The sequence below is a fragment of the Amycolatopsis methanolica 239 genome (assembly GCF_000739085.1).
GTDB classification, from domain to species: domain Bacteria; phylum Actinomycetota; class Actinomycetes; order Mycobacteriales; family Pseudonocardiaceae; genus Amycolatopsis_E; species Amycolatopsis_E methanolica.
On sequence record NZ_CP009110.1, the window covers coordinates 2,362,900 to 2,389,177 of the forward strand.

Genomic DNA, 26,278 nt, shown 5'->3' on the forward strand with positions numbered 1-26,278 from the left:
CCAGGATGCTGGGGCACGTCCGCACGGTCATCGCGGCTCGCTCGGGGGCGGCCGGACGTGGCAGCGTGACGCGTGGAATCGATTCCAGGACGCTGGGCAGGTGCGCAAGGTCCTCGCGGCTCTCCGGGGAACGGCCGGACGGCCGCGACCGGGTCTGCACCTCACCAGAGGGGCAGCCGGTGGTGGCGATGATGCCGGCGGCGTTCTCCGCGATCAGCTCCCGGTCCATCCGCGGCTTGCGGTAATAGCCCTGGATCGAGGCCAGCGACGACAGCTTGAACAGGTTGCGCAACCCCGTCGCGTTCTCCGCCAGCATCGTCATGTGCGTGTACGCACCACCACCGGAGACGTCGCCGCCCTGGTCCTGGCCCCAGAACACGGGCCGCTTCGTGAAGCGCGATTCGGGTGCGATGTAGGCCTCGATCCCGATAATGGGTTTGAGCTCGGCTTTCCTCGCCTGCTGGCAGAACTGGTCGGTTCCGGCGGCGAGCATTGGACCCGACGCGCGGTCCTGCGGTCCAACAAACGACACGCGTCGCCGGGCCACCGGTGGTTGTGGGAGGAGGTCGACCGGCTCATTCCGGCCAGCCGTTGCCGAGGATCACCTCCACGAAGTCGATGTGCCGGAAGGCGGGGTCGACGTGTTCGAGGACGTCGGCGTTGACGGTGCCGAAGGTGGAGTCCGGGCGGTGCCGGAAGCCGTCGGCGAAGGTCTGGATGATGCGGCGCTTGAAGTCCGGGCGGGGGTGCGCCGCGACGACGGCCGCGAGGTCTGACTCGGCCAGCTTGTCCCGGCCGATGCCGAGCACGTCGGTCTCGACCCCGGCGGTGACGAAGGCGACCTCGGGTTCCAGCCGCCACGGCACCTCGGGGGTGGTGTGCAGGGCGATGCCCTCCCACACCTTGCGCACGGACTCTTCGGGCACGCCGTGGGATTCGAGGAAGCGGCGGGCCTCGTCGGCGCCGTCGAGTTCGAACCGCTGCGTCGCGCCCCGGTGCGCCTCGGTGAGGCCGAGGTCGTGGAACATCGCGCCGACGTAGAGCAGTTCCGGGTCGGCGCTCAGGCCGAGGCGGCGGCCCTGCAACGAGCCGAACAGGAACACCCGGCGCGAGTGGTGGAACAGCAGGTTGTCGGTCGCGTCGCGGACCAGTTCGGTGGCTTCGGCGGCGAGCGCGGAGTCGGGGATGGTGATGCCGGCGATCACGGTGGTCATCGGTGGTGTCCTTTCTGGTCGCCTCGAGCGTCGCAGCGGCGGGATGGCCGGCGCTCCTCGATTCGCTACGTACTCTCCACAGATCGGGACTTGCGGAGGTGCGCGTGCGGCGGCTGGCGCTACTGGTGTTCGACGAGGTGAAACTGCTCGACGTGGCCGGGCCGAGCGAGGTGTTCGCCGAGGCCAACCGGTTCGGCGCGGACTACCGGCTGGTGCTGTGCCCGATCGGCGGGCGGGACGTGTCATCGTCGACCGGCATGCGGATCTCCGTCGACGCCGACGTGGCGGACACGGGGCCGCTGGACACGGCTCTGCTGATGGGCGGCGACGTGTTCCCCGCGCACGCCGTCCCGCCGGAGCTGGCCGAGGCGGCGCGGACGATCGCGGGGCGGGCGAAGCGGGTCGCGTCGATCTGCACGGGATCGTTCGTGCTCGCCGCGGCGGGACTGCTGGACGGCCGCCGGGCCACGACGCACTGGCAGTACGCCGCCACACTGGCCCGCGCGCACCCGGCGATCCAGGTCGAGCCGGACGCGATCTTCGTCGAGGACGGGCCGGTGTTCACCTCGGCCGGGGTCACCGCCGGCATCGACCTGGCGCTGGTGGAGCGCGACCACGGGCCCGAGCTGGCCCGCCGCGTCGCGCGGTCGCTCGTGGTGTTCCTGCAGCGGCCTGGCGGGCAGTCGCAGTTCTCGCCGTCGCCGCGCGGCCCCGCCCCGAAAACCCCGCCACTGCGCGCGGTGTGCGACGCGGTCGCGGCGGACCCGGCGGGGGACCACTCGCTGCCGAGCCTGGCCGCGCGGGCGGGCCTGAGCACGCGCCACCTGACGCGGCTCTTCCAGGAGGAACTGGGCACCACGCCGGCCAAGTACGTGGAACTGATCCGCTTCGACACGGCGAAGTCCCTGCTGGACGCAGGCCACCCGGTGACCGCCACGGCGTATGCCAGCGGCTTCGGCAGCGCCGAATCCCTGCGGCGCGTTTTCGTGCCGTCTCGCCGAGGGCCTACCAGCAGCGGTTCCAGACGAGCCGCCGAAGCTGAGGCGGTGCTCCGCGGACGAGTGGGCCGGGCGCCCCGCGGGTAGTGAGCCGAAGCGGGCAGCATCCGGCCCAGCCGTGTCCGCTATCAGGCGCCCCTCACCCGCGGCGTCCCACGAACGCCAGCATCCGCGTCTGCTCATCGGCGTCCGGCGGTGGCGTCACCTCCGGGCCGAAGAACCCCGGCCGCCGCACGACGTGCTGCCGTGCCCAGTCCGCCGCCAGCGCCACCAGGTCCGCGTCCAGCCGGAGGTCCATCCCCAGCGCGTGCCCGATGTCCCAGCTGTGCACGACCGTGTCGGTGATCATCAGCGGCACCATCGCGGCCAGCGGCACCTCGCCGATGCCCGTGATCGTCGTGGTCCGGGCCAGCGCCTCCCCGGTCAGCGCGGGCACCGACGCCGCCCGCGCCTTGCGCCACGTCTCCACCGGGTCGTCGCCGGTCCACGTGCCCGGCCGCGGCGACCCGGGCGCGCCCGACGGGTCCGGATCCGGCTCGCCCGCCGCCCACGCCCGCAGCTGCCACTGCCCCCAGATCACGTGCCCGGCCACGTCCCGCACGGTCCACTCCGCGCACATCGACGGCACGTCCCACCGGTCGTCCGGCACCGCCGCCAGCACCGCGTCCAGCCCGTCCTGCGCCCGCCGGTACTGCTCCATCGGTTCCATCGCCGACTCCTTTCCTCGGTCTTGACCCAAGGACGAACGGCGACGGCCGGACTCGACATCAGGCCGGACGGAATTCCAGCCCTCCGTTCGCGGTTCCGCACGGCCACCGGTCGGCGGCCGTGCGGAACCGCGAACTGTCCCCGGTCGAACTGGTCGACGACGTGCTGACCCGCATCGAGGAGGCCGATGCCCGTCTCGGCGCGTACGTCGCCGTCACCGCCGACCGTGCTCGGGACGCCGCCCGCGAGGCCGAACGCGAGATCGCGGCGGGCGGGGTGCGCGGGCCGCTGCACGGGATACCGATGGGGCTCAAGGATCTGATCGACGTCGCCGGGCTGCCCACCACCGCGAGTTCCCGCGTGCGCGCCGCGCATCGGGCCGAGTCGGACAGCGCGGTCGCGGCACGGCTCGCAGGGGCCGGCGCGATCCTGGTCGGCAAGACCCACACGCACGAGTTCGCCTACGGCTTGATCACGCCACAGACGGTCAGCGCCCGCGACGGCGGGCGGATCGCAGGCGGGGCGAGCGGCGGGTTCGCGGTGGCGGTCGCGGCCGGGATGGCGACCTTCTCGCTGGGCGCCGACACCGGTGGCTCGATCCGGGTGCCCGCGGCGCTGAACGGGGTCGTCGGTCTCAAACCGAGCTACGACCTGGTGCCGCGGGAGGGGGTGGTGCCGACGCACCGCCGAGGACGCCGCGCTGGTGATGGGCGTCCTGTGTGGAGTGTCTACGGTGGAGCCGTCCGGGTTGCGGGTCGGAGTGCCGAGAAACTACTACTTCGATCACGTCGACCCCGAGGTCGAGTCGGCGGTGCGGTCCGGGATCGGCCGGCTGGAGGCGCTCGGCGTGCGGCTGGTGGACGTCGAAATCCCCATGACGCGGTTTGTCCAGGGCGTCCAATGGGGACTGACGGTGCCGGAAGCAAGCGCTTACCACGAGCCGACCGTGCAGGCCGTGTCCGAGATCTACGCCGCGGACGTGCGGGTGCTGCTCGAAGCCGGGCGCCGGATGTCCGCTGTGGACTACCTGCGGGCACAACGGGCACGGACGCTCATACGGCGCGAGTGGTCGCGTCTGATGGAGACGGTCGACGTGATCGCCGCCCCGGCCGTGCCGGTCACCGCGGTGCCGGTGGGGCAGGAGGGCGTCACGTGGCCGGACGGGACGACGGAGAGCGTCGGGGGCGCGTACGTGCGGCTGTCGGCGCCCGCCAACATCACCGGGCTGCCGTCGCTCATCGTGCCCGTCGGGGAGGACCGGGCGGGGCTGCCGACCGGGATGCAGCTGATCAGCCGCGCCGGCGGCGACGGCGTGGTGCTGGGGCTGGGCGGGGCGTTCGAGAGTTGACCCTCCAGCCGGTGGAGAGCCTAGGTTCGGGCGCATGGCGTGTGCGGAGTGTGGTGGGACCGGTCCCTGCGCGGAGCTGTTCCACGTCGTGCTGGCGCTGGACCACTCGCGGCGGGAGCCGTGGGGGCCGTTGCACGGGGTGACCGTGGCGTGCTTCCTGCTGCAGCACCCGAGCCGTGTGCCGGAGCGGGACCGGGGGCGGAACTGGGCGATCGTGCGAGCCTTCGTGGACGGTGGCCGCCCCGCGGTGGCCGGTCTCACCGCGGCCGTCCGCCGGGCCAACTCGCACCGGGCCCGCGGCGCGCTTCCGGAGTTCGATGCGCCGCCGGGCGGTGCGGGAGCGTTCGAGGTCACGATCACCGATGTCGCGCAGGACGGGACTTTCCCGGCGGCGGGGTTCGAGGAGCGGGTCCGGGCCTGGGCGCGGGCCACGCTTGACGCACATTCGTTGCGTTAAGCTGGAGGTGTGAGCCGCAAGCCGATGGTGCGCCCCGGCGGCCGCAGTGCGCGGGTGCAGGAGTCCGTGCACGCCGCGGTTCGCGCCCTGGAGGCCGAAGCCGGGCGGGAGGCGCTGACGGTGCCGCTGATCGCCGCGCGGGCCGGCGTGACGCCGTCGACGATCTACCGCCGCTGGGGCGACCTGCACGAGCTGCTGTCGGACGTCGCGGTGGAACGCCTCCGGCCCGACTCGCCGCCCGAGGACCACGGCTCGCTGGGGGCTGATCTGGCGGCGTGGGCGGAGCAGTTCCTGGAGGAGATGTCCGCGCAGCCCGGACGCGCCTACATCCGCGACGCGCTGCTCGGCGACGACACCAATGCGGGCCGCTGCTCGGCGTATGCCGCGGAACAGGTTGCGGTGATCCTGGCGCGAGCGGCTCAGCGGGGCGAGCCGGCGCCGGAGGTGGAGACGGTGCTGGACCACGTGGTGGCGCCGATGATGTACCGGATCCTGTTCCGCCCGGACGGCCTGTCGGCCACCTACGCGCGGCGGCTGGTGGAGGAGTTGCTGGGCTGAGGTGTTGCCGGGTGACTGGGCGCGAGAGGCCCAGTCGCCCGCCGACGAAATGCCCAATCATCGGCGGCTGAGGGCTCGACCGCGGCTCACGGAAGCTTGGACCACCCCCCAAGTCGCGGCCTGGCGAGTGGGTCCCTCGTGTGGCAGCGGTTGGGCCCGTTGTGCGGCGTGAGTGGGTCTTCGCGTGGTGGGTGGGAATCTCGTGCGCTTGTGGCTGGGTCTGTCGCGTTGTGGTGGTTGGTCGTTTCGCGTGTGGGTGGTGGGTCTTTCGTGGCCCGGTGGCTGGCCCGTCCGCGCTGTGGTGACTGGTCATCTCGCATGCGTGTGGTTGAGCCCTTCGTCGCCGATAGTTGGGCCTCTCGCGGCCACGATGGTCGTCGGTAAATGGTTGGGTCAGTCGTGCAGGCACGACTGACCCAACCGCGCCCCAGCCACCACGCCGGAGCGGCAACCCCACCTACCGCAGCGCGTCCATCACCCGTGAGGTCGCCTCGGCGAGCAGTTTGTTGTCGTACGAAGCGTCGGCGGTGGCCCGGCTCGACATCAGCGCCAGCACGATCGGCGCGTGCCCGGGAGGCCAGATCACCCCGATGTCGTTGCGGGTTCCGTAGTCGCCGGTGCCCGTCTTGTCCGCCACCGGCCACTCCGACGGCACGCCGGCTCGAATCAGCTCCGTCCCGGTTTTGTTGCGGCGCATGATCCCCACCAACAGGTCCCGCTTGTCGGCAGGCAACGCCTCGCCCAGGAGGAACGCCCGCAGGCTGCCCGCCATCGCCCGCGGTGTGCTCGTGTCCCGGACGTCGCCGGGGATGGCGGAGTTCAGCTCGACCTCGAGCCGGTCCGGGTGGGTCGTCGTGTCGCCGATGTCGCGCAACACGGCCGCCAGCCCGGCCGGGCCGCCCACCTCGGCGAACAGCAGGTTCGCCGCCGTGTTGTCGCTCTGCAGCAGCGCCGCCTCGGCCGCCTCGCGAACCGTCACGCTGCGGCGGTCCTTCGTGACCGGCGAGTTCGGCTGGACGTCCGCGTCGGTGTAGGCGACCACCTTGTCCAGGTCGACGTTCCGCCGCAGCACCGCGCCCGCCAGCAGCGACTTGATCGCCGACGCGTAGTTGAACCGCTCGTCGGCCCGGTGCGCGATCTCCCGCCCGGTCCCGGTGTCGATCGCGTACACCCCGAGGCGCGCGTCGAACCGCGCTTCCAGATCGGCGAAGTCCACCCGCGGCGCCGGCGCGGCAGTCGAAGCGGCGGGCGGCGGCGGGGGAGGCTCCGTGGCACACGCCCCGACCAGCCCGAACACGAGCAGGACCACCACGGCGCGAAGAGTTCGAACAAGCATGGCCCCAGCCTCCCGCGCCCGATCGATGCCGTCGAAGACGAAAAAGACAGTTTCCATGCGGATCCGGCATAAGATGCGCGGCGTGGATCTCGTCGGCGCCTGCCGGGCCTTCGTCAGCGTCAGCGAGCGCGGCAGCTTCACCCTCGGCGCGGCCGCGGCCGGCATCCCCCAGCCGGTCGCCAGCCGCCGCATCGCCGCGCTCGAACAGCACCTCGGCGACCGGCTTTTCGACCGCTCGACCCGGCGGGCGGTGCTGACGCCGTTCGGCCGTGACGTCCTCCCCGCGGCCGCCCGGCTGGTCCGCCTCGCCGACGCCTTCGAACACGACGCCCGCCGCGCGCGCCGCCGCCCGTTGCGGCTCGCCGTGCCGGACTGGTGCTCCGCCCGCGACCTCGCCCACCTCGATGCCGAAGCCCGCGACTACGACCTCGTCCTCGACTTCCGCCCCGCGCCGCCCGCCGAACGCGCCGGCCTCGTCCGCGCCCAGGAGGTCCGCGCCGCCCTCACCGCGGTCCCGGAGGACGAAGCCCGCTGGCGGGTGCCGCTCGGCGTGGCCGCCGCGGTGCCGCCCGGCGCGCACACCGTCTACCTCGAAACCCTGCGCGTCGGCCGTGGCGACGACGGCCCGGCGCGGCGCGTGTGGCTGCAACCCGAGGACGACGTGCCGCACATCCGCGACCGGCTCACCCACCTGCGCGACGCCCTCGGTCTGCGGCCCTCACAGGTCGTCACCGCGGAGTCCCTGGTCACCGCGGTCGCCGACGTGTTGGGCACCGCCGACCTCCTGCTCTGTTCGGAGGCGCAGGCCGACGAACTGGACCTGCACTGGCGGCCGCTCGGCGAGGTTCGCCTGGTCCGCGGCTACGCGCTGGCCACCACGTACAGTGACGACAGGGAGCGCCTGCGGCCGCTGTCGCGGTCGATCGGCCGATGCCTGGGGGAGACGTGAACACCGAAGCGCTGCTGCGCGAGCTGCGGGACCAGCTCGACGACGCCGGCCTGCGGGGCTCGTTCCTGGTGCGGGACCTGCGCAGTGGCGAGGAGATCGCGATCGAGGCGGACGCGCAGTGGCCGTCCGCGTCGCTGGTCAAGGTGCCGCTCGCGGTCGCCACGCTGGAACGGATCCGGCTCGGCGAGCTCGACGGCGCGACCCAGCTGGACATCGAACCCGGCCGCATCACCACCCCCGGCCCGACCGGGCTGAGCCGGTTCCGCCACCCGGCACGCGTCGCCGTCGACGACCTCCTCTACCTCAGCACGGCGATCAGCGACGGCGTCGCGGCCGACGCGTTGTTCGGCCTCACCCCGCCGCCGGAGGTCGCCCGGATCCTCAAGGGGTTCGGCATCGAGGGCATCACCGTCCGGCACCCGGTGCAGGAACTGGCCGACACGCCCGCGGAACGCTTCGAGCGCGGCGAGGTGCACCTGGCCTACGCGCTCGCTGTCGACGCGGGCACCGCCGGGCGCGGGCACCGCATCCCGCAGCTCGACGTGACGCGCGCGAGTTCCGGTTCGGCCCGGGCGTTCGCGGACCTGCTGCAGGCGCTGTGGACACCGTCGGCGATCCCCGCCGAGGTCGCCGCCCGGGTGCGGGAACTCATGCGGCACAACGTGGTCCGGCACCGGCTCGCGCCGGACTTCGTCTCCGACGCGTCGATCTGGTCGTCCAAAACGGGGACCTTGCTGACGTTGCGGCACGAGATCGGGGTGGTCGAGCACGCCGACGGGCAGGCGTTCGCGGTGGCGGCACTGACCGAGTCGCGCGTGGCGGCGGCGCAGCAGCCCGGCGCGGAGGCCGTGATGGCGCGGGTCGCCCGGCGGCTGCGGGACCACCTGCGGCTCTAGGTCATCGCGGCGCGCATCGCCTCGCCCATCGCCGCGGAGTCGTGGCCGGGCTCGACGCCGTCGACGATCACGACGCTGCCCGCGATGTGGTCCGCGCGCAACGGCAAAATCTCCTGGTAGGCGGGGGAGTCGTACCAGGCGCGGGCGTCGGCGGCGGTGGGGCAGCCGATCATCACCAGGTGGCCGGGCCAGTCGCCCTCGCGGAACTCGACGGGCGCGCCGTGGACGAGGAACCGGCCGCCGAAGGGATCCAGCGTGGACTGGGTGCGCTCCAGGTACTCGGCGACGTCGGGGTGCGGCTCGGCGGGCATCAGGTGGGCGATGGCGTAGGCGGTCATGGGGTCCGTCCTTTCCGGAGGCTGATCACCCCATCCGGTGGCCGCCGGCGCGGGGCGTCGATTACCCGGGAGGTAATGCGGGGGCGGAGGTCGCGGGTAACGGCGCCTCCCGGGCGGGGCCACGACCCGGGCGGCGGCCGGCCCGCGCGGGGGCGGCCGGAACCGGGCGGCTGGGCGGCCGGGGTTGCGGCGAGGCGGCCGGTCCGAGCAGGTGGCGCCTGGTTCGGGGGAGGGCGTGGGCCACCGATCCGGGCTTCCGCCGGAAGCCAAACATGCCCCAGAAGGCGCCGGCGGAACCCGGCCGTGCCCGCTGCGTGGGCCACCAAGCCAGGCTTCCTCCGGAACCCACCGCCCCTCCCGAAGGTCACCTACACGACGTGGCCTCCTCCGAACACCACCCCCGGTCACGGAGTCGCCAGCGCCTGCTGCGATCCGGGGTGCATCGGCACCGGCTCGGTGCGTGTGGCGTTCTCCCGCGTGATCTCCTTCGCCGCCGGGTGCACGCTCTCCAGCCCGGGCTTCTTGTCGAAGATCAGCTTGGTGATCGCGCACGCGTCGCCCGCCGGGAAGTCCTCCCGCACCAGCAGCAGGTTCGGCACCACGATCGTCGGCACGTCCGCGGGCTGTCCGTACGTCGCCGCGGGGATCGTGCCCGTGTCGTACACCGGGTTGATCTGCTTCAGCGCCGCCAGCTGCGGTGTGATGTCGATGAACTTCACCTGCCCCTTCATCGTCGTCGTGATGTCGGTGATCTGCGCCGTGGGCAGGCCGCCGGACCACACCAGCCCGTCGATCGTGCCGGACTTGATGCCGTCCGCGGTCTTCGCCAGGTCCAGCCGTTGCGCCTGCACGTCGGTGTCCGGGTTGAGCCCCGCCGCCTGCAGCAGGCGGTTCGCGATCACCTCGGTGCCGGACTTCGGCGAACCCGTCGAGATCCGCTTGCCGCGCATGTCGGCGACGCTGTTGATCCCCGAGTCGGTGCGCACCAGCACCTGCGTCGAGTTCGGGTAGATCCGGGTCAGCGCCTGCACCTTTTGCGGCTTGCCGTCGAAACTCCCCTTGCCCTGCACCGCGTCCGCCGCCGTGTCGGCCAGCGAGAACGCGATGTCGTAGGTGCCGTCGACGAGCTGCTGGATGTTCTGCACCGACGCGCCGGTCTCCGCCGCGGTCGCCTTCAGGCCGGTGTTGTTGCTGATCAGCTGCGCGAGCCCGCCGCCGAGCACGTAGTACACGCCGCCACTGTTGCCGGTGGCGATGGTGAGCCTGCCGCTGCCCGCCTCACACCCCTGGCTCCCGCCCGCCGCCTGCTGGTTCGGTTGCTTCCCGCCGCAGCCCGTCGCGACCAGGGCCACCGTCACCAGCACCGTCAGCAGTCGTTTCATGCCGCCTCCTTCTGATCACGAGGTGCGCGGCCGTCGCGACCACGCCGAAGGCCAGGCCCGCCACGATCGGCCCCGGCTCCAGGTAGAGCAGGCACACCGCGGCGGGCACGAAGAGCACGCGGACCGCCGGGTGGACCGGCCCGAACAGCCACCCGCCGGTCACCACGCCGAGCGCGGCGACGGCGAGCGCGGACACCGCCAGCACCCACACCACCGTCACCGCACCGGACTGCAGCAGCAGCGCCGCCCCGTTGTCGGTGAGCACGAACGCGATCGGCACCAGGAACGCCGGCAGCGTGTACTTCCAGCACTGCCACATGGTCTTCATGACCCGGCCACCGGTGATCGCCGCCGCCGCGACCGCCGCCAGCGCCGTCGGCGGCGTGACCTCCGACAGCACCGCGTAGTAGAAGATGAACATGGCGCGTTCGGCCGGCGCCACGCCCAGCGTCTCCAGTGCCGGCGCGATCACCACCCACGCGATGATGAACGACGCCGTCACCGGCACCGCCAGCCCGAGTACCCCGACCGCGACCGCGGACAGCAGCACCGTCAGCACCAGCACGACCGTCGCGTTGTCGGTGACCGCCCGCGCCACGTCGACCAGCGCGTCGGCGAGTTCCAGGCCCAGCCCGGTCTTGGTGATCGTGGACGTGATCACACCGGCCGCCGCGCACACCGCGATCACCGGCAGCGCGCTCCGCACACCCCGCGACAGCGCGCCGACCATGTCCACCGCCCAGCCGCGCACGTCCCGCTGCCGGGCGATCAACGCGAACAGGGCCGCCACCCCGGTCGCGTACACCACGGCCGCGAACGGCGGGATGTCCAGCGCCAGGAACACCACGATGATCGCCAGCGACAGGAAGTGGTAGCCGCCGCGCAACAGCAGCCGCCACGGGTCGCCGCGCTCGACGTCCACCGGCTTGGCCTGGAAGCGTCGCGCGTCGGCCTCCATCGCGAACACGATGCCGAGGTAGTAGAGCAACGTCGGCACCGACGCCCAGATCAGCACGGTCAGGTAGGAGGTCTGCAGGTACTCGGCGATGATGAACGCGGCCGCGCCCAGCGTCGGCGGCGACAGGATCGCGCCGATCCCCGACGCGGCGAGCAGGCCGCCGGCGTGCTCCCGCGGGTAGCCGGCCCGGTTGAGGATCGGCCAGGTGATCGAGCCGAGGCTGACCGCGGTGGCGGTGCCCGAGCCGGACACCGTGCCCAGCAGGAACCCGGACAGCACCGTCGTGCGGCCCGGCGCCGTGCGGGACCGGCGGAACGCGGCGAAGGAGATGTCGACGAAGAACCGTCCGGCGCCGGAGGCCTCCAGCACCGCGCCGTAGATCGTGAACAGCACGATGTAGCTGGCGGCCACGTCCAGGGGGGTGCCGAAGAAGCCGCTGGCGTCGTTGTAGAGGGCGTTGATGATCTGGCTGAAGTCCACGCCGGCGTGCGCGATGCCCCAGTCCGGCGGCAGGTAGCCGCCGTAGTAGGCGTAGGCGAGGAAGAGCAGGCAGACCACCGGCAGCACCCAGCCCGTGGTCCGGCGGGTCGCCTCCAGGATGAGCAGGAGCAGCAACGCGCCCGCGACGATGTCGAGGGTGGACAGCTGCCCCTGCCGGTCGAGGAAGTCGTCGTAGCCGGACAGCACCGGGTACAGGCCCACGACCAGAGCCACCAGGGCCAGCGTCCAGTCCAGCAGCCACGGATTGTCCGGGGAGCGCCGTGACCGCGCCAGCGGCCGGTAGCAGAGGAACACCAGCGGCAGGGTGCAGCCGAGGAAGATCACCAGGTAGAACTGGTTTCCCTTGCTGTAGGGGAAGAAGACCTGCTTCAGCACGAGCAGGGCGACCGCGAGCGCGGCCAGGTACACCAGCAGGTCGGGCCCCCGCGACAACCGCCGCGCTGGCCGTTCTTCGTCGTGCTCGGCGACGATGTCGCTGACCTCGTCGCCCTTCCCGGGCTTGGTCATCACCGCTCCTTTGCGATGATCACACCTTAGGGCGCACTCCGGTCATACGGAAGGTTTCGCCAATGCTCGGCCGCCTGCGCCATGTCACGGCGCAGGTGCTCGAAGAACCGGCCGGTGTCGCGCAACCGGGCCCCGGCGGAGGTGTCGCCGAACACCTCGGCGCCCTGCCGCGCGCAGTCCGCCCACAGCGTCATCGACCGGACGCTGACCAGCCACGCCTGGTACCAGACGCGCTCGTCGATGACGTACCGCTCACGGCGGCCGTCGCGTTCGCGCCGCGCCAGGCCGCGCTCCTCGAGCCAGCGGACCGCCTTGGAGACCGACGCCGGGCTGACCCGCAGCCCCGCGGTGAGCTCGGCCGCGGTGAGGCTGCCGGTGTCGCTGGTGAACAGGCGGACGAGAAATTTCGCCATCATCGGCGGCACACCGGTCTGGACCATCATCGCCGCGAAGTCCTGCTCGACCGCCGCGGATCGCCCCCGCTCGCCGCGGGTGGTTCCGGCGCGGGCACCGGCCGGCGACGGTGGGCGCGCCAGGCGGTTGCCTGCTGGGCGCGATCGGCGCGGTAGCCGCGGGCGCCGCCGTTGCGGGCGACCTCGCGGATGATCGTCGACCTGGGCCGTCCCAGCCTGCGGCCGATCTCCGCGTAGCTCAGCCCCATCGCCAGCCCGGCGGCGATGAGCATTCCGCGAACGCTAGGAACACCCGCGCGCCCGGATCAACCGGTGAACAAGGACGTCCCAGGAAGCGACTGACCTACCCGGACGGGTACCTCGGCTGGCTGACGACGAGCCACGAGACCGTCCGCCAGGTCCTGGCCGACCCGCGGTTCAGCGCCCGGTCGGACCTGCGGCACATGCCGGTCCCCGGCGCGCCCGGCAACGGCGTTCCCGCGGCGCCCGGGATGTTCAACTCGATGGACCCGCCCGAGCGCCTGCTCGCCGGCCAGTTCCCGTCCGGCGCATGCGGCAGCTGACGGGACGCGTGCGCGAGATCGTGGACGAGCACCTCGACGCCGTCGCCGGGGAGAGCAGGCCGGTGGACCTGGTGCGCACCTGGGCGCAGCCGGTCCCCGCACAGGTGATCTGCGAGCTGCTCGGGGTGCCCTACGCGAACCGCGCGCGGTTCCAAGGGCACGCGCTGGACCTGTTCCGCCTGGACCGGACGCCGGAGCAGGCCGCGGCGGCGTACTCGGCGGTGCACGAGTTCGTGCGCGACCTGGTGGCGGCCAAGCGAGTCGCGCCTGCGGACGACCTGCTGAGCGGGCTCACCGCGAGCGACCTCACCGACGAGGAGCTGGTCAACATCGGCTTCGTGCTGCTCGGCGCAGGCCTGGACACCACGGCGAACATGCTCGCGCTGGGCGCGTTCACCCTGCTCACCCACCCCGGCGCGGCGGACGTCCTGCGCGCCGAGCCCGGGTGGGCGATCGAGGAGCTGCTGCGCTACCACAGCGTCATCCCGTTCACGGTCCGCGCGGCGCTGGCGGACGTCGAGCTGGACGGCGAGCGGATCGCCGCAGGCGAGTGCGTCACCGTGTGCCTGCCCGAGGCCAACCGCGACCCGGCGCGCTTCCCCGATCCGGACGTGCTCGACCTGCTCCGGCCGTCCGCCGGGCACGTCGCGTTCGGCCACGGCGTGCACCAGTGCCTCGGCCAGCAGCTCGCCAGGGTGGAGCTGCAGGTCGCGTTGCCGGCGCTGGTGACGAGGTTCCCGTCGCTGCGGCTCGCGGTGCCGGCCGCGGATGTCACGATGCGCGCGGGAAGCCTGGTGCGCGGGGTGGACGAACTGCTGGTGACCTGGGAGGACTGAGCGATGAAGGTGTGCTTGGTGACCGGGGCGTCGTGCGGGATCGGGCTGGCGACGGCGCTGGAGCCGCTGCGCGGCGGTCACGTCGTGTACGGCGCGGCGCGGCGGGTGGCGCGGATGGCGCCGTTACGGGACGCCGGTGGCCACGCGCTGGCGATGGACGCCCGCGAGGGCGAGGACCTCGAACGCGCCGTCGCCACCGTCGTCGAGGAGCAGGGGCGGATCGACGTGCTGGTCAACAACGCCGGGACGGTCCTGCACGGCGCGGTGGAGGACGTGCCGCTCGCCCTGGCGCGGGACCAGCTGGAGGTCAACCTGCTCGCGCCGGCGCGGCTGGTCCAGCTCGTCCTGCCGCGCATGCGGGAGCGGCGCGCGGGGACGATCGTCAACGTCTCCTCGATCGGCGGTGAGATCGCGTTGCCGCTCGGCGCCTGGTACTACGCGGCGAAACACGCGCTCGAAGCCTTCTCCGACACGCTGCGCATGGAGGTCGCGCCGTTCGGGATCGACGTCGTGGTCGTCCAGCCCGGCATCATCACTACCGGTTTCGAGGACGGGACGGCCGCGCAGCTGCGGGAGTTCTCCGGCGCCGGCGCGTACCGGGAGATGGCCGAGTCCATGGCGGAGCGTGCCGAGGCCGGCCTCAGCGAGGGGTCCGCCCCCGCCGTCGTCGCCGACGTCGTCCGGCGGGCCGTGGAGTCCGGCCGCCCGGAGACCCGCTACGCCGTCGGCTGGATGGCGGAGAAGCTGCTGGAGCTCAACAGAACCCTGCCGGACCGCGAGTTCGACGCGCTGGTGACCCGGGTACGGTAGTGGCTACTGTGGACGGTCAGGCGTGCTCGCCGAGGTTCCACTCCCAGCCGTTGAAGCCGTCCAGGCCGTACGGGGCGAGCACGAGCCTGCCGGTGGTGTTGCGGGAATCCAGGACGACCGTGCCGACGTAGTTCTGGCCGGGCGAGAGCGCGAGCGGGAAGAGCTTGCTGCGGGACAGGCAGCCGATCGCCGGTGCGCTGCTGAGGCTGCCGCCGGTTTCGGTGACACCGTCCGGGCCGATGATCGAGAAGTTGTTCGGGTTCAGCAGGCCCGGCGCGAAATCGCCGCTCATCGACGAAGTCGTCACCGTCAGGTCCAGGAAGATGAAGCGCCCGTTCTCCGGCTTCTGCGCGTACGGCTCGGTGCAGCGGCGGCCGACGGTGACCATGGTGAGGGTGAAGGCGACCTCCGGCTGGCCGGGGTGGCTGCCGGAGCCGATGGTCTCGCCGATCTTCACCTCGACGTTCTGCCGGGGGTTGACCGGGATCACCGGCGTTGGCGACTTCGAAGTCGTGGGGCGGGTCCGGGAGGTGGTGGCGGGCGCGGCTTTCGTGGTGCCGTCGTCTGCCGTGACGGCGAGCGTGACCCCGACCGAAACTCCGGCGACGACGAGCGCCCCGGCGATCGCGAGGGCGACGATGGCGCCCATGTTGCGCCGCGGCGGCTGCGGCTGCGGCCACTGCGGGTAGGGGTGGCCGGGCGGCTGACTGGTCACGAAGATCCTCCTGATCGGTGCGCACGGCTTGTCGTGAGCAGGAGGATCTTCGTTACCGGCTAGCGCGACGGCGGTGTCCCACCCGGACCGCCGTCAGGGGCGGAGCCGGCGGAGGGGGTGGTCCGGGTGTCCACGCGCACCGCGAGGCTCACGGTGTAGCCGTTGGTGACGTCTCCGGTGACGGTCGCCAGCTGGGACGCGCCGCCGTCGTCGCCGAAGACGTTGTCGCTCGACAGGCTCACCTTCTGCAGGTTCGTGACGGAGTCTTCGTAGCCGGGCTGCTGGTAGACGGTCTGGCACACGTCCTGCGGCAGCGCGACCTGCGAGGTGGCGATCGCGTTCGACGAGTCGGTGATGCTCGCCTGATCGGGGTAGACCTCGAAGTGGATGTGCGGCCAGCGGCCGTCGTAGCAGGCCGGGAAGATGCTGGTGAACCGTACGCGCCCGTCGGCGCCGGCGACCTGCACGCCGCGTAGGAAGTTCTGGTCCTCGACGCCGTCGGAGTACATCGAGTAGCCGCCCTCGCGTGTGCAGTGCCACACGTACACCGCGACCCCGGCGAACGCGGCGCCGCCGTTGGCCAGGTCGGACACGGTCAGCTGGAGCGTCGTCGGCACGCCCTCGGCGGTGCCGGTGGATTCGCCGAAGCTGGAGCGGATGTCGCTGCGCACGATGCCGCTCTGCTCCAGCACGTCCGGCCCGTTGGAGCCGTCGCCGGGGTAGGGGCCCGCGGTCTCGTCCGGGATCTCGCCGGTCGCGGACGCGGCCGAAGTGGTGGTGGTCGTCGTCGTGGAGCCGGTCGGCCCCGCGCCGCACGCGGTGAGCGCGACACCGGCCGCGCCGATGCCGAGGAACCGCAACGCCCGGCGGCGGTCGAACAGGGTGCCGATGTCGAAGCCCAGCCCCTGGTCGACGACCTCGTCGTGCGGGCGGGGGAGGGGGCGGCCCCGGTAGGCGGGCTTTTCGTCTCGCATGGGCACCATCGTCGGGTCTCGTGCTGTGCGCCGGGTTTGCCTAGTCTGTGAGGCAGGCATGCGTTCCGGGAAGAGGGCGGAGCAGGACGATCATCGGAGCGACCGAGCCGCGGCTCAACACCCGCAAGCTGGCACCGTCGCGCAGGCGGCTGCACCCGGGTGACGTCTTCGCGATGCTGATGCCGGACGATCTGTACCTCTTCGGCCGGATCGTCGCGACGAACGCGGCCGGCCCGATGGGCAAGGGCATCGTGGTCTACGTCTTCCGAGCCCGGTCCGCGACCCTGGCGCCGCCTCCGCGAGCGGAGCTGGTGCCGGATCGGCTTCTGCTCCCGCCGCAGTTCGTCAACCGGTACCCCTGGTCCCAGGGCTACTTCGCAACCGTCGAGCACCGGCCGCTGTTGCCCGGCGAGGTGCTGCCGGTGCATTGTTTCCACGAGGTGATCCGCGACCGGTACGTCGACGAGAACCGCGCGCCCATGCCGGGGCCCGTCGAACCCGTGGGGCGGTTCCTGCTCAACAGCGTCCGCACGCTGGACGATGCCGTCAGCGAGGCGCTCGGTATTCCACTCGCCCCATGACACCGGTGCTCAAATGAGCGCGCGCCGCGGTGCCCGCGTGCCTCTGATTCCCGGTTCTTTCGGGCAACGCCGGAGGAAAACCGCGTTCCGCCACCCCTTCGGTGCGTTGTGATCTCCACCGTGTGGGGGTGGGTCGCTCGACAGCGGGCGCCCCGGCGTCGACACTGATCAACGAACAAGCCACACTGGCCGTCCACGCCTCACGGCCCCGCGTCCGAGGCCGGAACCCGAAAGGTGACACAAGCGTCGATGGTGTCTCGGTTCGACTTCACGCTCGGCAGCGTGGAGGCCGTCGTCGTCGGGCGGGCGCTGGGCGTCGACGTCCGCGTGTTCCCCCTGCGCATCAGCCACACCACTGTGGACCCGCTCCGCTTCGCCAGACTCGCGCTCCGCGTCCACGAGGACCTGCAGGATCGCGGCCTGTCCACCCGCGGCGAGCTCGACCCGGGCGTGCGCACCGCGTTCGAGCTGCTCGGCGACCACCGCGTCACGGTCACCGCGAGCGGGACCGACTCGCGCGCCGGTGACCTCGCTCTGCACGCCGCCACCGACGGCGCCCAGGCGCTCGTGATCCGCCAGGCCCCCGGCGAGGACAGGCTGTGGTTCTCCCTCTTCCCGGACGAGGAGCTGGTGCCCCGCGTGGCCGGCTCGCTCACCCCGGCCGACCCCGCGCCCGGTACGCCGCTGTCGGTGTCGCGCCGCGAGGACGAGCGTCCGCGCTCGGCGCTGGCCGCGTTGCGCCAGGCCGAGGAGGAGTTCGACGAGGAGGAGACCGAGGCCTTCGGCAGCCTCCAGGTCACCACGGTCGTGCGGTCGCGGCGGCCCGCGCGTGCCCGCGCGGTGTCTGAAGAGGACCGGCTCGACGAGGTCCTCGCAGCGCCGCGGCGCGGCGGCGGCTACTTCACCGCGCACGGCCGCGGACGCCACGGCGAACGCCGCTCGGCCATCCCCGTCACGTGGCTGGACACCGAGGACGGGCGGTACCTGGTGAGCACCCGGACCGACGCGACCGGGACGATCACCGCGACCTACGCGCCCGCGGGGTTCCCGGCGGTCGCCGAAGCCGTCCGCGACATGATCGCTGCCGTCTACTGAGATCGGGGAGGAACCGGGGATGAGCGAGGAAGCGCCGAAGGCGGAGACCGCGGTCCGGATGGTGCAGGCCGTCGCGCTCAAGCGGCTGGCCACCGAGGGCGGGTTCGCCGTGGACGAGCGGACCGGCGACAAGATGATCCAGGCGCTGCAGGGCATCGTCGACGCGCTCGAGGCGCGCTGGTCGGCGCTGCAGGCGTTCGGGCAGGCGCCGCCGATGAGCGACACCGCCACCGCGAAGTGGGTATCGGACGTGATGGTGAAGACCGCGAGCGACGAGCGCGGCCTGCTCACCCAGCTCACGCAGGCCAAGGCCGAACTGCCCACCTACATCGAGGCGATCAAGCTCGCCCAGAGGAACTACCGGTCGCAGGACGGCGAAACCGGGACCACGTTGCGGCGATACCGCGCCGAGCAGGCCTGAACGAGCAACCTCGAAGGGGAGAAGATCGTGGAGCTGTCCGACGTCGGCGGCGGGGTGCAGGACGTCACCGCGGACCCGAGCTCGCCGTACTACATCGGTCCCATCGGCCACGACCACACCTCGGGTGACGAGATCCGCGAGGAGGTCACCCAGCAGGTCGACGAGGAGATCGCGAAGGGCTGGCTCGGTGACGTCGTCACCCCGCTGCTGCGCGACGAGACCATTCAGCGGCGCTACGAGCAGCGCATCGTCGCGGTCCGGGACAGCGTCGACGACGGGGTCGAGATCCGCGACCACGGCGCGGCGCCCAGTTCGTTGTGGGACAACGCGACCCACCAGCAGATGCTCGACGCCATCACCACCAACGCCGACTCCGCCGCGGTCGCGGTCACCTCGGAGGAGTGGGTGCGGCTGGGCAAGGAACTCACCGAGCACCAGAAGAACCTTGCCGACGCCATCAACGACAGTCTCGCCGACTGGCAGGGGGAGGGCGGCGACGCGGCCCGCAAACACCTCGCCGACGTCGGCCTGTGGCTCGGCAACACCGCCAAGGGCGCCACGCTCACCGGCCGCCAGCAGGAGATCCACTCGCAGGCGCTGAACGAGACACAGAAGCAGATGGCGGCGAACCCGCCGGTGAACTTCGACGTGCAGGCCGCCAACGCGCACCTGCAGACGATCACCGACCCGGTCGTGTACGCACAGCAGGCGCAGCTCGACCAGCAGGCGCTGCAGCAGCAGGAGGCCGCACGCCAGCAGGCCGCGCGGATCATGACCCAGTACGACGACACCGTCGCCGGCGCCACCATCACCCCCGCGTTCGTCGCGCCGCCGAAGCTCGGCGGGCCGAACGCGCAGATCGCGTCGCTGCGCACCGGCGCGACCGGGCCGGCTTCGGCGCGGATCCCGGCCACCGAAGCCGGTGCCGCGCAGGCCGCGAACCTGCGCTCGGCCACCACAGCGGGCGTGCCCGCGGCGGCCGGCGCGGGCGCCGGGGACGTGAACGCGGCGGTGGCCGCGGCGAACCTGAACCCCTCGTCTCCGCCGGCCGGTTCACCCATGCCAGGCCTGGACACTTCCGGTGCCGGCACCGGAGTCGACGCGCCGACGCTGAACACCTACAGCGGTTCGTCCGGCTACGGCGCCGGAACCGGTGCCGTGCCGCAACTGTCCACTCCGGACTACCCGGCCGGGACCACCGGTACCTACAGCGGCGGCACGCTGGAGAACCACGCGTCGGTGCCCGACCTCGACATCCCGGACTCGACGGTGGCCTCCTCGGCGGTCGACACCGGCACGTCCGGCAGCTCGTCGGCCCGCATGCCGACCATCGGCTACTCCGGCGGTATCAACGGCGACAGCATCGCCAGCCGTCTCGGCGGCCCCACCGTGAGCGGCAACCCGCTGGCCGGGCTCGACTCCGTCAGTTCCGTCAGTGGCCCGGCGGGCACCCCGCTCGGCGGCGGCACGAGCACCAGCACCGGGGCCAAGGGCCTCGGCGGCGCGGGCGGGGCCGGCGCGGCGGCGCTCAAGGGCTTCGGTGGTGGCGGCAGCGGCCTCGGTGGCGTCGGTGGTGCGTCCGGCGCGAGCGGTGCCCGGCTCGGCGCGGGTGGTGTCGCCGGCGCCTCGGGTGCGGCGGCGGCCGCCGAAGAAGCCGCGGCGGCGCGTGGCGCGGCGGGCGCGACCGGCGCGGCGGGCCGGGCAGGCACCCCGGCCGCGGGCGGCATGGCCCCGCACGGCGGCAAGGGCCAGGGCGCGGAGGACAAGGAACACCGTGTCGCGGACTACCTCGAAGGCGACCCCGACCTCTTCGAAGGCGGTGACGTGGTCGCCCCGCCGGTCATCGGTGACTGGAAGAAGAACAAGAAGGAAGAGAAGAAGTAGCCCTCGTGTCCTACGAAGTCGACCCCGACGAGCTGCGCACGCACGGCAGTCACCTCGACGCCCTGTCCGACCGGCTGAACACCGCGGTGGACGCCGCCAACACGGTCGTCATGGACGACTCCGCCTACGGCCTGCTCTGCGCCTTCCTGCCGCCGATCGTGAACGCGACGACGCAGGGCGACGCGGTCGAGGCGCTCAAGGCCGCGGCCGAGGGCGTGCGGACCACCGCGGAGAACATCCGCACCGCGGCCACCAGCTACGAGGATCAGGACGCGACCAACGCCGAGCCGTTCCAGCGGCAGCTGCGCGAGGCCACCCCGGTGAGTCCACGGATCGGCACGGTGGTCCGGTGACTTCGGCGAACGGACTGGGCGACCTCATGCGCGACCCCGACGAGGCGGCCGCGCGGATGAACGCGTGGGCGCAGGGGCTGGCGGAGAAGGCCGAGCGCTACCGCGCGGCGCAGGCGCGCACCGAGGAGATCCGGCTGACCTCGGCCAACACCGACGGCTCGGTGCGCGTCACGGTCCGCGCCGATGGCAGCGTCACCGATCTGGACCTGTCCGGACGGGCCCGCACCATGCCGCTGGACGAGCTGTCCGCGCAGATCCTGGCCACCATGCGCCGCGCGCAGGCGGGCATCGCCGCGCAGGTCGCCGAGGTGATGCAGGAGGAGGTCGGCGACGAGGACCCGCAGACGCGCTCATTGCTGGTCGACAACCTGCGCAGCCGGTTCCCCGATCCGGACGCCGGCGAGGACGACGAGCAGGCGGCCGCCGAACCCGCCGAGGAGCGGCCGCGGGCCCGCACGGACGACGACGAGGAGAACAACCCGTGGTGAACCCCCTGGTCGCGCAAGAGCAGAGCTCGACGACCGCGATCTCGGGGATCTCCCTCCTGGAGGGCGCGCAGGACCTCAAGAAGGCCATCGAAAGCGGCGACTGGGCCTCCGGCGCGCTGGGGGCCGCCGCGGCCGGGCTCGACGCGCTCGGGTTCGTGCTCGACCCGTTCGGCTCGATCCTCGCCGCCGGCGTGGGCTGGCTCATCGAGCACGTCGGCCCGCTCAAGGACGCCCTCGACGCGCTGGCGGGCAACCCGGACGCGGTCAAGGCCCACTCGGAGACGTGGAAGAACATCGCCGCCGAGCTGGGCGAGATCGGCACAGACCTGGCCAACCAGGTCAACGCCGACCTGACCGGCTGGACCGGCCCGTCCGCGGACACCTACCGGCAGCAGGCCAAGGGCGTCGGCGACCTGCTCGCCGCGGCGAAGGAAGCCGGTGAAGGCACCGCCAGCGGCATCGAGACCGCGGGCACCGTCGTCGCCGCCGTGCGGACCCTGGTGCGCGACATCATCGCCGAGGTCGTCGGGCACATGATCTCGTGGGCGCTGCAGGTGATCGCCACCCTTGGCATCGCGCTGGCGTGGGTCGTGCCGCAGGTGATCAGCGAGGTCGCCAAGACCGCCGCCAAGATCGCCGACATCACCGGGAAGCTGACCCACGCGCTCAAGGCGCTCGCGGAACTGCTGAAGAAGGCCGGCGGCCTCTTCACCGACACCGCGGGCAAGCTGAAGAAGATCAAGACCGACAAGCCGCCGACCTCGGCCGGGCCGGGCGGTCTCCCCGCGGGCCCGAAGAACGTCGACCCCATGGCGGGCAAGGGCGGCGGCACCATCCCGAACAGCACGGCGAAGACGCCGCCGCCGGACGCGGCCAAGGTCGCCCCGCCGCCCAAGCTCAACGACACCCCTGGCGACACGACCAAGGCATCGTCCACACCGGACGCCCCGCCGGTCTCGGCCCCGCCCAAGCTGGACGGCCCGCCGCCGGGCGGCACGCCCAAGTCCGCGCCCGAGCCGGCCCCGGTCCCCGTGTCGGCGCCGCCGAAGCTCGACGGCGGGACCACGCCGTCCTCGGCCGGTGGCACCTCGAAGAGCGCGCCGCCGAAGGTTCAGGACCCACCGAACCTCGGCGACTCCACCACCCCGTCGTCAGCAGGCGGCACCACGAAGGGCAACCCGGCCACGACGAAGGAGCCGGGCAAGAAGGACTGCGAGTTCGACCCCATCGACGTCGCGACCGGCGACGTCCTGCTCACCGAGGTGGACCTGGTGGTCCCCGGAGCGCTGGGCGAACTCATCACGCGCAACCACGTTTCGTCCTACCGGGGCGGGCGCTGGTTCGGTCCGTCGTGGACGTCCCTCCTGGACGAACGACTGACCGTCGCGGCGGGCACGGTGCGCTACCACTCCGCCGACGCCATGGTGCTGAGCTTCCCGGTCCCGGCGCCCGGCCGGTCCGCCGGTGTCCAGCAGGGCCCGGTGCGGCTGCTGCACACCGACGGCGGCGACTACGTGGTCACCGATCCCGGCCGCGGCCTCACCCGGCGGTTCGCGTTCGCCCCGGGCGCCCGGGACGAGCTGCTGCTGCGTGAGGTGCGCACCGAGGACGGCGAGTTCGTCGTCCTGGACCGCGACGCCGACGGCACGCCGGTCCTGCTGACCCACTCCGCGGGCGCGCGGATCGCCTTCGACACCGCGGACGGCCGCGTCCGCTCCGCCCGCGCGCTCTCCCCGGCGGGGGAGGTCCCGGTCGCCCGCTACGACTACGACGAGCACGGCCACCTCGCCCGCCGGTGGAACTCCACCCCCCGGCCGGCGCTTTACGAGCACGACGCCGCGGGCCGGATCACCGGCTGGACCGACCACAACGGCTCGTGGTACCGCTACGTCTACGACGACGCCGGGCGCTGCGTGCGCACGGTCGGCGACCGCGGTTTCCTCGACGGCGCGCTGGAGTTCGCCCCGGGCCGCACCACGACCACAGACTCGCTGGGGCACCGCAAGACCTTCGAGTTCGACGCCGAGGGCAACCTCGTCGCCGAGACCGACAAGCTGGGCGCGGTCACCCGCAGCGAGTGGGGCCCGAACCGCCTCCTGCGTGCCCGGACCGACCCGCTCGGCAGGCGGACCGAGTTCGAGCACGACGCGGCGGGGATCCTGCGCGCGGTGGTGCGGCCGGACGGCAGCCGCGTCGTCATCGTCGAGCACACGGCCACCGCGCTGGAGATCGCGGTCACCGAGGGCGACCGCACGTTCCGGCGCCGCTACACCGACCCGGTGCCCGACCCGTACACCACCCCGCTGGGCGTGTCCGAAGAGGACGAGGACGAGGCGGGGCGGCCCCCGGCACAGGCCGGGCCCGTGATCGAGGAGGACCTGTTCGGCCGCCCGCGCGTGCTGCGCGAACCCGGCGGCCCGGTCACCCTGGCCTGGACGGTGGAGGGCGACCTGCGGGCGGTCACGACCGCCGACGGCGCGCGGCGGCAGTGGACCTACGACGGTGAAGGCGGCGAGACGTCGCACACCGACGCCCTGGACCGCGTGACCGTCACCGAGCGCGGTCCGTTCGCCATCGTCACGGGCACGGTGGATGCCACCGGCGCACGCACGCTCCGTCACTACGACACCGAGCTGCGTCTGACGGCCGTGACCAACCCGGCGGGCCAGACCTGGACGTTCACCTACGACGCCGAGGGGAGACTGACCGGTCAGACCGACTTCGACGGGCGCACCACGCAGTGCTCCTACGACGCGGCGGGGCAGCTGGTCCGGCTGGTCAACGCCGCGGGCGAAGTCGTGGACTACCGCTACGACGCGCTCGGCAACCTGACCGAGCGCACCGCGGGCGGTGTGACCGAGACCTACCGCCACGACCCGGTGGGCAGGCTGGTGCACCTCGCGGGCCCGGGCGCGGAGATCACCCTGGAGCGCGACGACGAGGGCCGGGTGGTGCGCCAGACCACCGCCGGCCGCACCACCACGTTCGGCTACCCGGACGCGTTCTCCACCAACCGGCGCACACCGTCCGAAGTGGACGTCCACTGGGGACGCTCCGAGAGCGGGGTGGACACCGTCACCGTCGGCGGTACGACGCTGACCCTGCACCGCGACGAGAACGGCCGCACGGTCGCGGCCAACGCGGGCGCCACACCCGTGGTGCGCAGGGACTTCGACGCGCGCGGCAGGCTGCTCGCGCAGCAGACCCCGGCCGGCACGTGGCGCTACCGCCGGCGGCCAGACGGCAGCATCGAGACGCGGGAGGACCCGTCAGGCGGCGCCCGCTACGAGTTCGACCGGCTCGGCCGCGTCACCGCCGTGCACACGCCCGGCCACACCGAACGCTACGCCTACGACGTGCTCGGTAACGTCGTGCTGTCCCAGCCCGGCGGCGGGGCGGAGGCCGGCCCGCGGCAGTACCGCGGTGGTCTCGTCGAAGCCGCCGGCGCGGTGCGGTACGACCACGACGCGCAGGGACGGCTGGTCCGGCGCATGGCGCCCGGCCCGGCCGGTGAGCTCACCTGGTCGTTCACCTGGGACGCCCACGACCACCTGACCGGCGTCCGCACCCCGGACGGCGCGGTGTGGCACTACCTCTACGACCCGATGGACCGCCGGGTCGCCAAGCAGCGCCTGCAGCCGGACGGCACGGTAGCCGAGCGGGTCGAGTTCGTCTGGGACGGCAACACCCTCGTCGAGGCCCTGCACACCGTGCGCGGTGCGCTCGTGTCGGTGCTGACCTGGGTGCACCACCCGGACGACGGCAGGCCGGTGGCGCAGGCGGTCACCGGCCCGGACGGGATCACCCGGTTGTCCGTCCTGGTCACCGACGACGTCGGCACGCCGGTCGAGGCGGTCGACCTCGGCGACGGCACGGTCCGGCCGCTGCGCACGACGCTGTGGGGCCTGACCCGCAGCGGTGACGGCGACGCGACGCCGCTGCGGTTCCCAGGGCAGTACCACGACGCGGAGACCGGGCTGCACTTCAACGTGTTCCGCTACTACGACCCGGCCACCGGCCGGTTCGTCTCGCCCGACCCGCTGGGCCTCAACCCGGCGCCGAACCCGCTGGCGTACGTGGCCGACCCGCTGATGCAGTCCGACCCGCTCGGCCTCACCGGCGGCGGGTTCGACGCCGGTGACTTCCGGCGGTTCTCCGGCCGCTCCACCGCGGGCAAATGCAGTACGCAGAAGACGCCCGCGCCGTCGTTCACGCCGTACCCGAAGACGAAGCCGAAGAAGGGCAGCACCTCCGGCAGCACGTCCTCGGCCGGACCGTCGACGCCGGCTCCGCCGAGGGGCACGAGGGACCCGGTCAGCGGCCGGTTCACCTCGCAGGGCGGCGGCACCACGTCCGGTCTGCAGGTGCTCGACGGCAGCCCGCGTCCCGGCGGCTCCAAGCCGCAGCCGGGCGAGCTCACCGACGTCATCGACCTCAACAAGACCAAGCACTCGAACTACAGCAAGGAGCTGCAGGACGAGCTGTCGAAGGTCAACGGGTACAACCCCAACGGCGACAACCGCTGGATCCGCGGTCACCTGCAGAACGACAACCTCGGTGGCCCGGGCATCTCGAGCAACATGACGCCGCTGACGTCCACGGCGAACAAGAACATGTCGGGCACGTTCGAGGGTCCGCTGAAGAACGCCAACATCCGGCTCGACCAGCTCAAGAGCCAGATCCCGACGGACGCGCAGCTGGGACGGGCCGGGTTCGACCCGAGCCAGTTCGACAAGGTCCGCAAGGACATCCAGAACCTGACTGTCGAGTACCGGGTCGACGTCAGCCCGGACGTGAAGTTTCCCGACTCGTCCAACCCGTTCGAGCGCTCGATCCGCCAATATCTGGTGCTCAACGCCGAGTACAAGGGCCTCACACCCGAGGTGCAGCAGTACATCGGGTTCGCGAAGGAGAAGAACTTCCTGCCGAAGCTGCCGCCGCCGGGCACGAAGATGGACACCTTGACGGGCGCGTTCTCGTAGGGCCGGTGGTGGG

23 protein-coding genes and 3 pseudogenes are annotated in these 26,278 nt (G+C 72.5%); 16 read left to right on the forward strand and 10 right to left on the reverse strand.

Translation table 11 applies throughout. The features are described from left to right. Positions 1-142: 142 nt before the first annotated feature. Positions 143-481, reverse strand: a pseudogene (locus AMETH_RS36615) (PHP domain-containing protein); the annotation flags it as partial. A 94-nt stretch (positions 482-575) separates the two neighbouring features. Continuing rightward, on the reverse strand, positions 576-1,214 hold the full coding sequence (locus AMETH_RS11310) for an HD domain-containing protein (RefSeq protein WP_017981575.1): 639 nt from the start codon (positions 1,212-1,214) through the stop codon (positions 576-578). 104 nt (positions 1,215-1,318) lie between these two features. Here AMETH_RS11310 and AMETH_RS11315 point away from each other — a divergent pair, with 104 nt between their 5' ends. Further along, positions 1,319-2,299, forward strand: a complete 981-nt coding sequence (locus AMETH_RS11315) for a GlxA family transcriptional regulator (protein WP_156131653.1) — start codon at positions 1,319-1,321, stop codon at positions 2,297-2,299. A gap of 52 nt (positions 2,300-2,351) precedes the next feature. Here the strand turns inward: AMETH_RS11315 and AMETH_RS11320 are convergent, their stop codons facing one another. Next, the gene (locus AMETH_RS11320; protein WP_017981576.1) at positions 2,352-2,921 is read right to left on the reverse strand and encodes a TIGR03086 family metal-binding protein; all 570 of its coding nucleotides are present in this window, start codon (positions 2,919-2,921) and stop codon (positions 2,352-2,354) included. A 161-nt stretch (positions 2,922-3,082) separates the two neighbouring features. Between AMETH_RS11320 and AMETH_RS39950 the strand changes: the two are divergent. The 4 genes and pseudogenes from AMETH_RS39950 to AMETH_RS11335 form a co-directional block, all read left to right on the forward strand. Then, positions 3,083-3,541: pseudogene (locus AMETH_RS39950) on the forward strand (amidase family protein); the annotation flags it as partial. Between the two features lie 103 nt (positions 3,542-3,644). Next, positions 3,645-4,268 (forward strand): amidase family protein, encoded by a 624-nt coding sequence (locus tag AMETH_RS39955; protein WP_223843119.1) that lies wholly within the window; start codon positions 3,645-3,647, stop codon positions 4,266-4,268. Between the two features lie 34 nt (positions 4,269-4,302). Then, positions 4,303-4,725: a DUF5946 family protein gene (locus AMETH_RS11330; protein WP_017981579.1), complete on the forward strand. Its 423-nt coding sequence runs from the start codon at positions 4,303-4,305 to the stop codon at positions 4,723-4,725. Between the two features lie 9 nt (positions 4,726-4,734). Next, on the forward strand, positions 4,735-5,283 hold the full coding sequence (locus tag AMETH_RS11335; protein ID WP_017981580.1) for a TetR/AcrR family transcriptional regulator: 549 nt from the start codon (positions 4,735-4,737) through the stop codon (positions 5,281-5,283). Between the two features lie 457 nt (positions 5,284-5,740). Here AMETH_RS11335 and bla read toward each other — a convergent pair whose 3' ends face one another. After that, positions 5,741-6,619 (reverse strand): class A beta-lactamase, encoded by an 879-nt coding sequence (gene bla / locus AMETH_RS11340; RefSeq protein ID WP_038532948.1) that lies wholly within the window; start codon positions 6,617-6,619, stop codon positions 5,741-5,743. Positions 6,620-6,692: 73 nt separating this feature from the next. On the opposite strand from bla, the gene AMETH_RS11345 reads away from it, so the two are divergent. Next, positions 6,693-7,568 carry a LysR family transcriptional regulator gene (locus tag AMETH_RS11345; protein WP_017981582.1) on the forward strand — a complete coding sequence of 292 codons (876 nt, stop codon included), beginning with the start codon at positions 6,693-6,695 and terminating at the stop codon, positions 7,566-7,568. Further along, complete coding sequence (locus tag AMETH_RS11350) at positions 7,565-8,464, forward strand: serine hydrolase (protein WP_017981583.1); 900 nt, start codon at positions 7,565-7,567, stop codon at positions 8,462-8,464. Before AMETH_RS11345 ends, AMETH_RS11350 begins: the two co-directional genes overlap by 4 nt. On the opposite strand, the gene AMETH_RS11355 is transcribed toward AMETH_RS11350, so the two are convergent. From AMETH_RS11355 to AMETH_RS42025, 4 genes and pseudogenes are all read right to left on the reverse strand, one after another. Continuing rightward, entirely contained in the window at positions 8,461-8,802 is a 342-nt protein-coding gene (locus tag AMETH_RS11355) for a DUF1330 domain-containing protein (protein WP_017981584.1), read from the reverse strand. The two genes, AMETH_RS11350 and AMETH_RS11355, sit on opposite strands and share 4 nt — an antisense overlap. A 404-nt stretch (positions 8,803-9,206) precedes the next feature. Next, complete coding sequence (locus AMETH_RS11360; RefSeq protein WP_026153013.1) at positions 9,207-10,184, reverse strand: TAXI family TRAP transporter solute-binding subunit; 978 nt, start codon at positions 10,182-10,184, stop codon at positions 9,207-9,209. Then, positions 10,081-12,150: a TRAP transporter permease gene (locus AMETH_RS11365; protein ID WP_017981586.1), complete on the reverse strand. Its 2,070-nt coding sequence runs from the start codon at positions 12,148-12,150 to the stop codon at positions 10,081-10,083. The genes AMETH_RS11360 and AMETH_RS11365 overlap by 104 nt, the downstream gene beginning before the upstream one ends. A gap of 26 nt (positions 12,151-12,176) precedes the next feature. Next, a pseudogene (locus tag AMETH_RS42025) lies at positions 12,177-12,835 on the reverse strand (helix-turn-helix domain-containing protein). Between the two features lie 278 nt (positions 12,836-13,113). Between AMETH_RS42025 and AMETH_RS11375 the strand changes: the two are divergent. Together AMETH_RS11375 and AMETH_RS11380 are read left to right on the forward strand one after the other, a co-directional pair. After that, complete coding sequence (locus AMETH_RS11375) at positions 13,114-13,962, forward strand: cytochrome P450 (protein ID WP_017981588.1); 849 nt, start codon at positions 13,114-13,116, stop codon at positions 13,960-13,962. A gap of 3 nt (positions 13,963-13,965) precedes the next feature. Continuing rightward, the gene (locus tag AMETH_RS11380) at positions 13,966-14,772 is read left to right on the forward strand and encodes an oxidoreductase (protein ID WP_017981589.1); all 807 of its coding nucleotides are present in this window, start codon (positions 13,966-13,968) and stop codon (positions 14,770-14,772) included. Positions 14,773-14,788: 16 nt separating this feature from the next. Here AMETH_RS11380 and AMETH_RS11385 read toward each other — a convergent pair whose 3' ends face one another. Together AMETH_RS11385 and AMETH_RS11390 are read right to left on the reverse strand one after the other, a co-directional pair. Continuing rightward, on the reverse strand, positions 14,789-15,487 hold the full coding sequence (locus AMETH_RS11385) for a hypothetical protein (protein ID WP_017981590.1): 699 nt from the start codon (positions 15,485-15,487) through the stop codon (positions 14,789-14,791). Positions 15,488-15,546: 59 nt separating this feature from the next. Continuing rightward, complete coding sequence (locus AMETH_RS11390; RefSeq protein ID WP_026153014.1) at positions 15,547-16,461, reverse strand: intradiol ring-cleavage dioxygenase; 915 nt, start codon at positions 16,459-16,461, stop codon at positions 15,547-15,549. Between the two features lie 149 nt (positions 16,462-16,610). On the opposite strand from AMETH_RS11390, the gene AMETH_RS11395 reads away from it, so the two are divergent. The 7 genes from AMETH_RS11395 to AMETH_RS11425 all read left to right on the forward strand — a co-directional run bounded on the left by AMETH_RS11395 (position 16,611) and on the right by AMETH_RS11425 (position 26,265). Next, positions 16,611-17,042: an Imm26 family immunity protein gene (locus AMETH_RS11395; RefSeq protein WP_223843197.1), complete on the forward strand. Its 432-nt coding sequence runs from the start codon at positions 16,611-16,613 to the stop codon at positions 17,040-17,042. A gap of 249 nt (positions 17,043-17,291) precedes the next feature. Then, on the forward strand, positions 17,292-18,137 hold the full coding sequence (locus AMETH_RS11400) for an ESX secretion-associated protein EspG (RefSeq protein WP_017981593.1): 846 nt from the start codon (positions 17,292-17,294) through the stop codon (positions 18,135-18,137). A 19-nt stretch (positions 18,138-18,156) separates the two neighbouring features. Continuing rightward, the gene (locus tag AMETH_RS11405) at positions 18,157-18,558 is read left to right on the forward strand and encodes a hypothetical protein (RefSeq protein ID WP_017981594.1); all 402 of its coding nucleotides are present in this window, start codon (positions 18,157-18,159) and stop codon (positions 18,556-18,558) included. 27 nt (positions 18,559-18,585) lie between these two features. Continuing rightward, complete coding sequence (locus tag AMETH_RS11410) at positions 18,586-20,442, forward strand: hypothetical protein (RefSeq protein WP_017981595.1); 1,857 nt, start codon at positions 18,586-18,588, stop codon at positions 20,440-20,442. Between the two features lie 5 nt (positions 20,443-20,447). Further along, positions 20,448-20,795 carry a type VII secretion target gene (locus AMETH_RS11415; protein ID WP_017981596.1) on the forward strand — a complete coding sequence of 116 codons (348 nt, stop codon included), beginning with the start codon at positions 20,448-20,450 and terminating at the stop codon, positions 20,793-20,795. Continuing rightward, positions 20,792-21,283, forward strand: coding sequence for a YbaB/EbfC family nucleoid-associated protein (locus AMETH_RS11420; protein ID WP_017981597.1), 492 nt, complete (start codon positions 20,792-20,794; stop codon positions 21,281-21,283). Before AMETH_RS11415 ends, AMETH_RS11420 begins: the two co-directional genes overlap by 4 nt. Then, on the forward strand, positions 21,277-26,265 hold the full coding sequence (locus tag AMETH_RS11425) for an RHS repeat-associated core domain-containing protein (protein WP_017981598.1): 4,989 nt from the start codon (positions 21,277-21,279) through the stop codon (positions 26,263-26,265). Before AMETH_RS11420 ends, AMETH_RS11425 begins: the two co-directional genes overlap by 7 nt. Positions 26,266-26,278 lie beyond the last annotated feature (13 nt).

Excerpts from the sequence above, each read along its gene's own strand:
- AMETH_RS11310 (WP_017981575.1), bottom strand. The coding sequence starts at position 1,214 with ATGACCACCGTGATCGCCGGCATCACCATCCCCGACTCCGCGCTCGCC.
- AMETH_RS11320 (WP_017981576.1), bottom strand. The coding sequence starts at position 2,921 with ATGGAACCGATGGAGCAGTACCGGCGGGCGCAGGACGGGCTGGACGCG.
- AMETH_RS11330 (WP_017981579.1), top strand. The coding sequence starts at position 4,303 with ATGGCGTGTGCGGAGTGTGGTGGGACCGGTCCCTGCGCGGAGCTGTTC.
- bla (WP_038532948.1), bottom strand. The coding sequence starts at position 6,619 with ATGCTTGTTCGAACTCTTCGCGCCGTGGTGGTCCTGCTCGTGTTCGGG.
- AMETH_RS11345 (WP_017981582.1), top strand. The coding sequence starts at position 6,693 with ATGCGCGGCGTGGATCTCGTCGGCGCCTGCCGGGCCTTCGTCAGCGTC.
- AMETH_RS11355 (WP_017981584.1), bottom strand. The coding sequence starts at position 8,802 with ATGACCGCCTACGCCATCGCCCACCTGATGCCCGCCGAGCCGCACCCC.
- AMETH_RS11360 (WP_026153013.1), bottom strand. The coding sequence starts at position 10,184 with ATGAAACGACTGCTGACGGTGCTGGTGACGGTGGCCCTGGTCGCGACG.
- AMETH_RS11365 (WP_017981586.1), bottom strand. The coding sequence starts at position 12,150 with ATGACCAAGCCCGGGAAGGGCGACGAGGTCAGCGACATCGTCGCCGAG.
- AMETH_RS11375 (WP_017981588.1), top strand. The coding sequence starts at position 13,114 with ATGCGGCAGCTGACGGGACGCGTGCGCGAGATCGTGGACGAGCACCTC.
- AMETH_RS11380 (WP_017981589.1), top strand. The coding sequence starts at position 13,966 with ATGAAGGTGTGCTTGGTGACCGGGGCGTCGTGCGGGATCGGGCTGGCG.
- AMETH_RS11390 (WP_026153014.1), bottom strand. The coding sequence starts at position 16,461 with ATGCGAGACGAAAAGCCCGCCTACCGGGGCCGCCCCCTCCCCCGCCCG.
- AMETH_RS11400 (WP_017981593.1), top strand. The coding sequence starts at position 17,292 with ATGGTGTCTCGGTTCGACTTCACGCTCGGCAGCGTGGAGGCCGTCGTC.
- AMETH_RS11405 (WP_017981594.1), top strand. The coding sequence starts at position 18,157 with ATGAGCGAGGAAGCGCCGAAGGCGGAGACCGCGGTCCGGATGGTGCAG.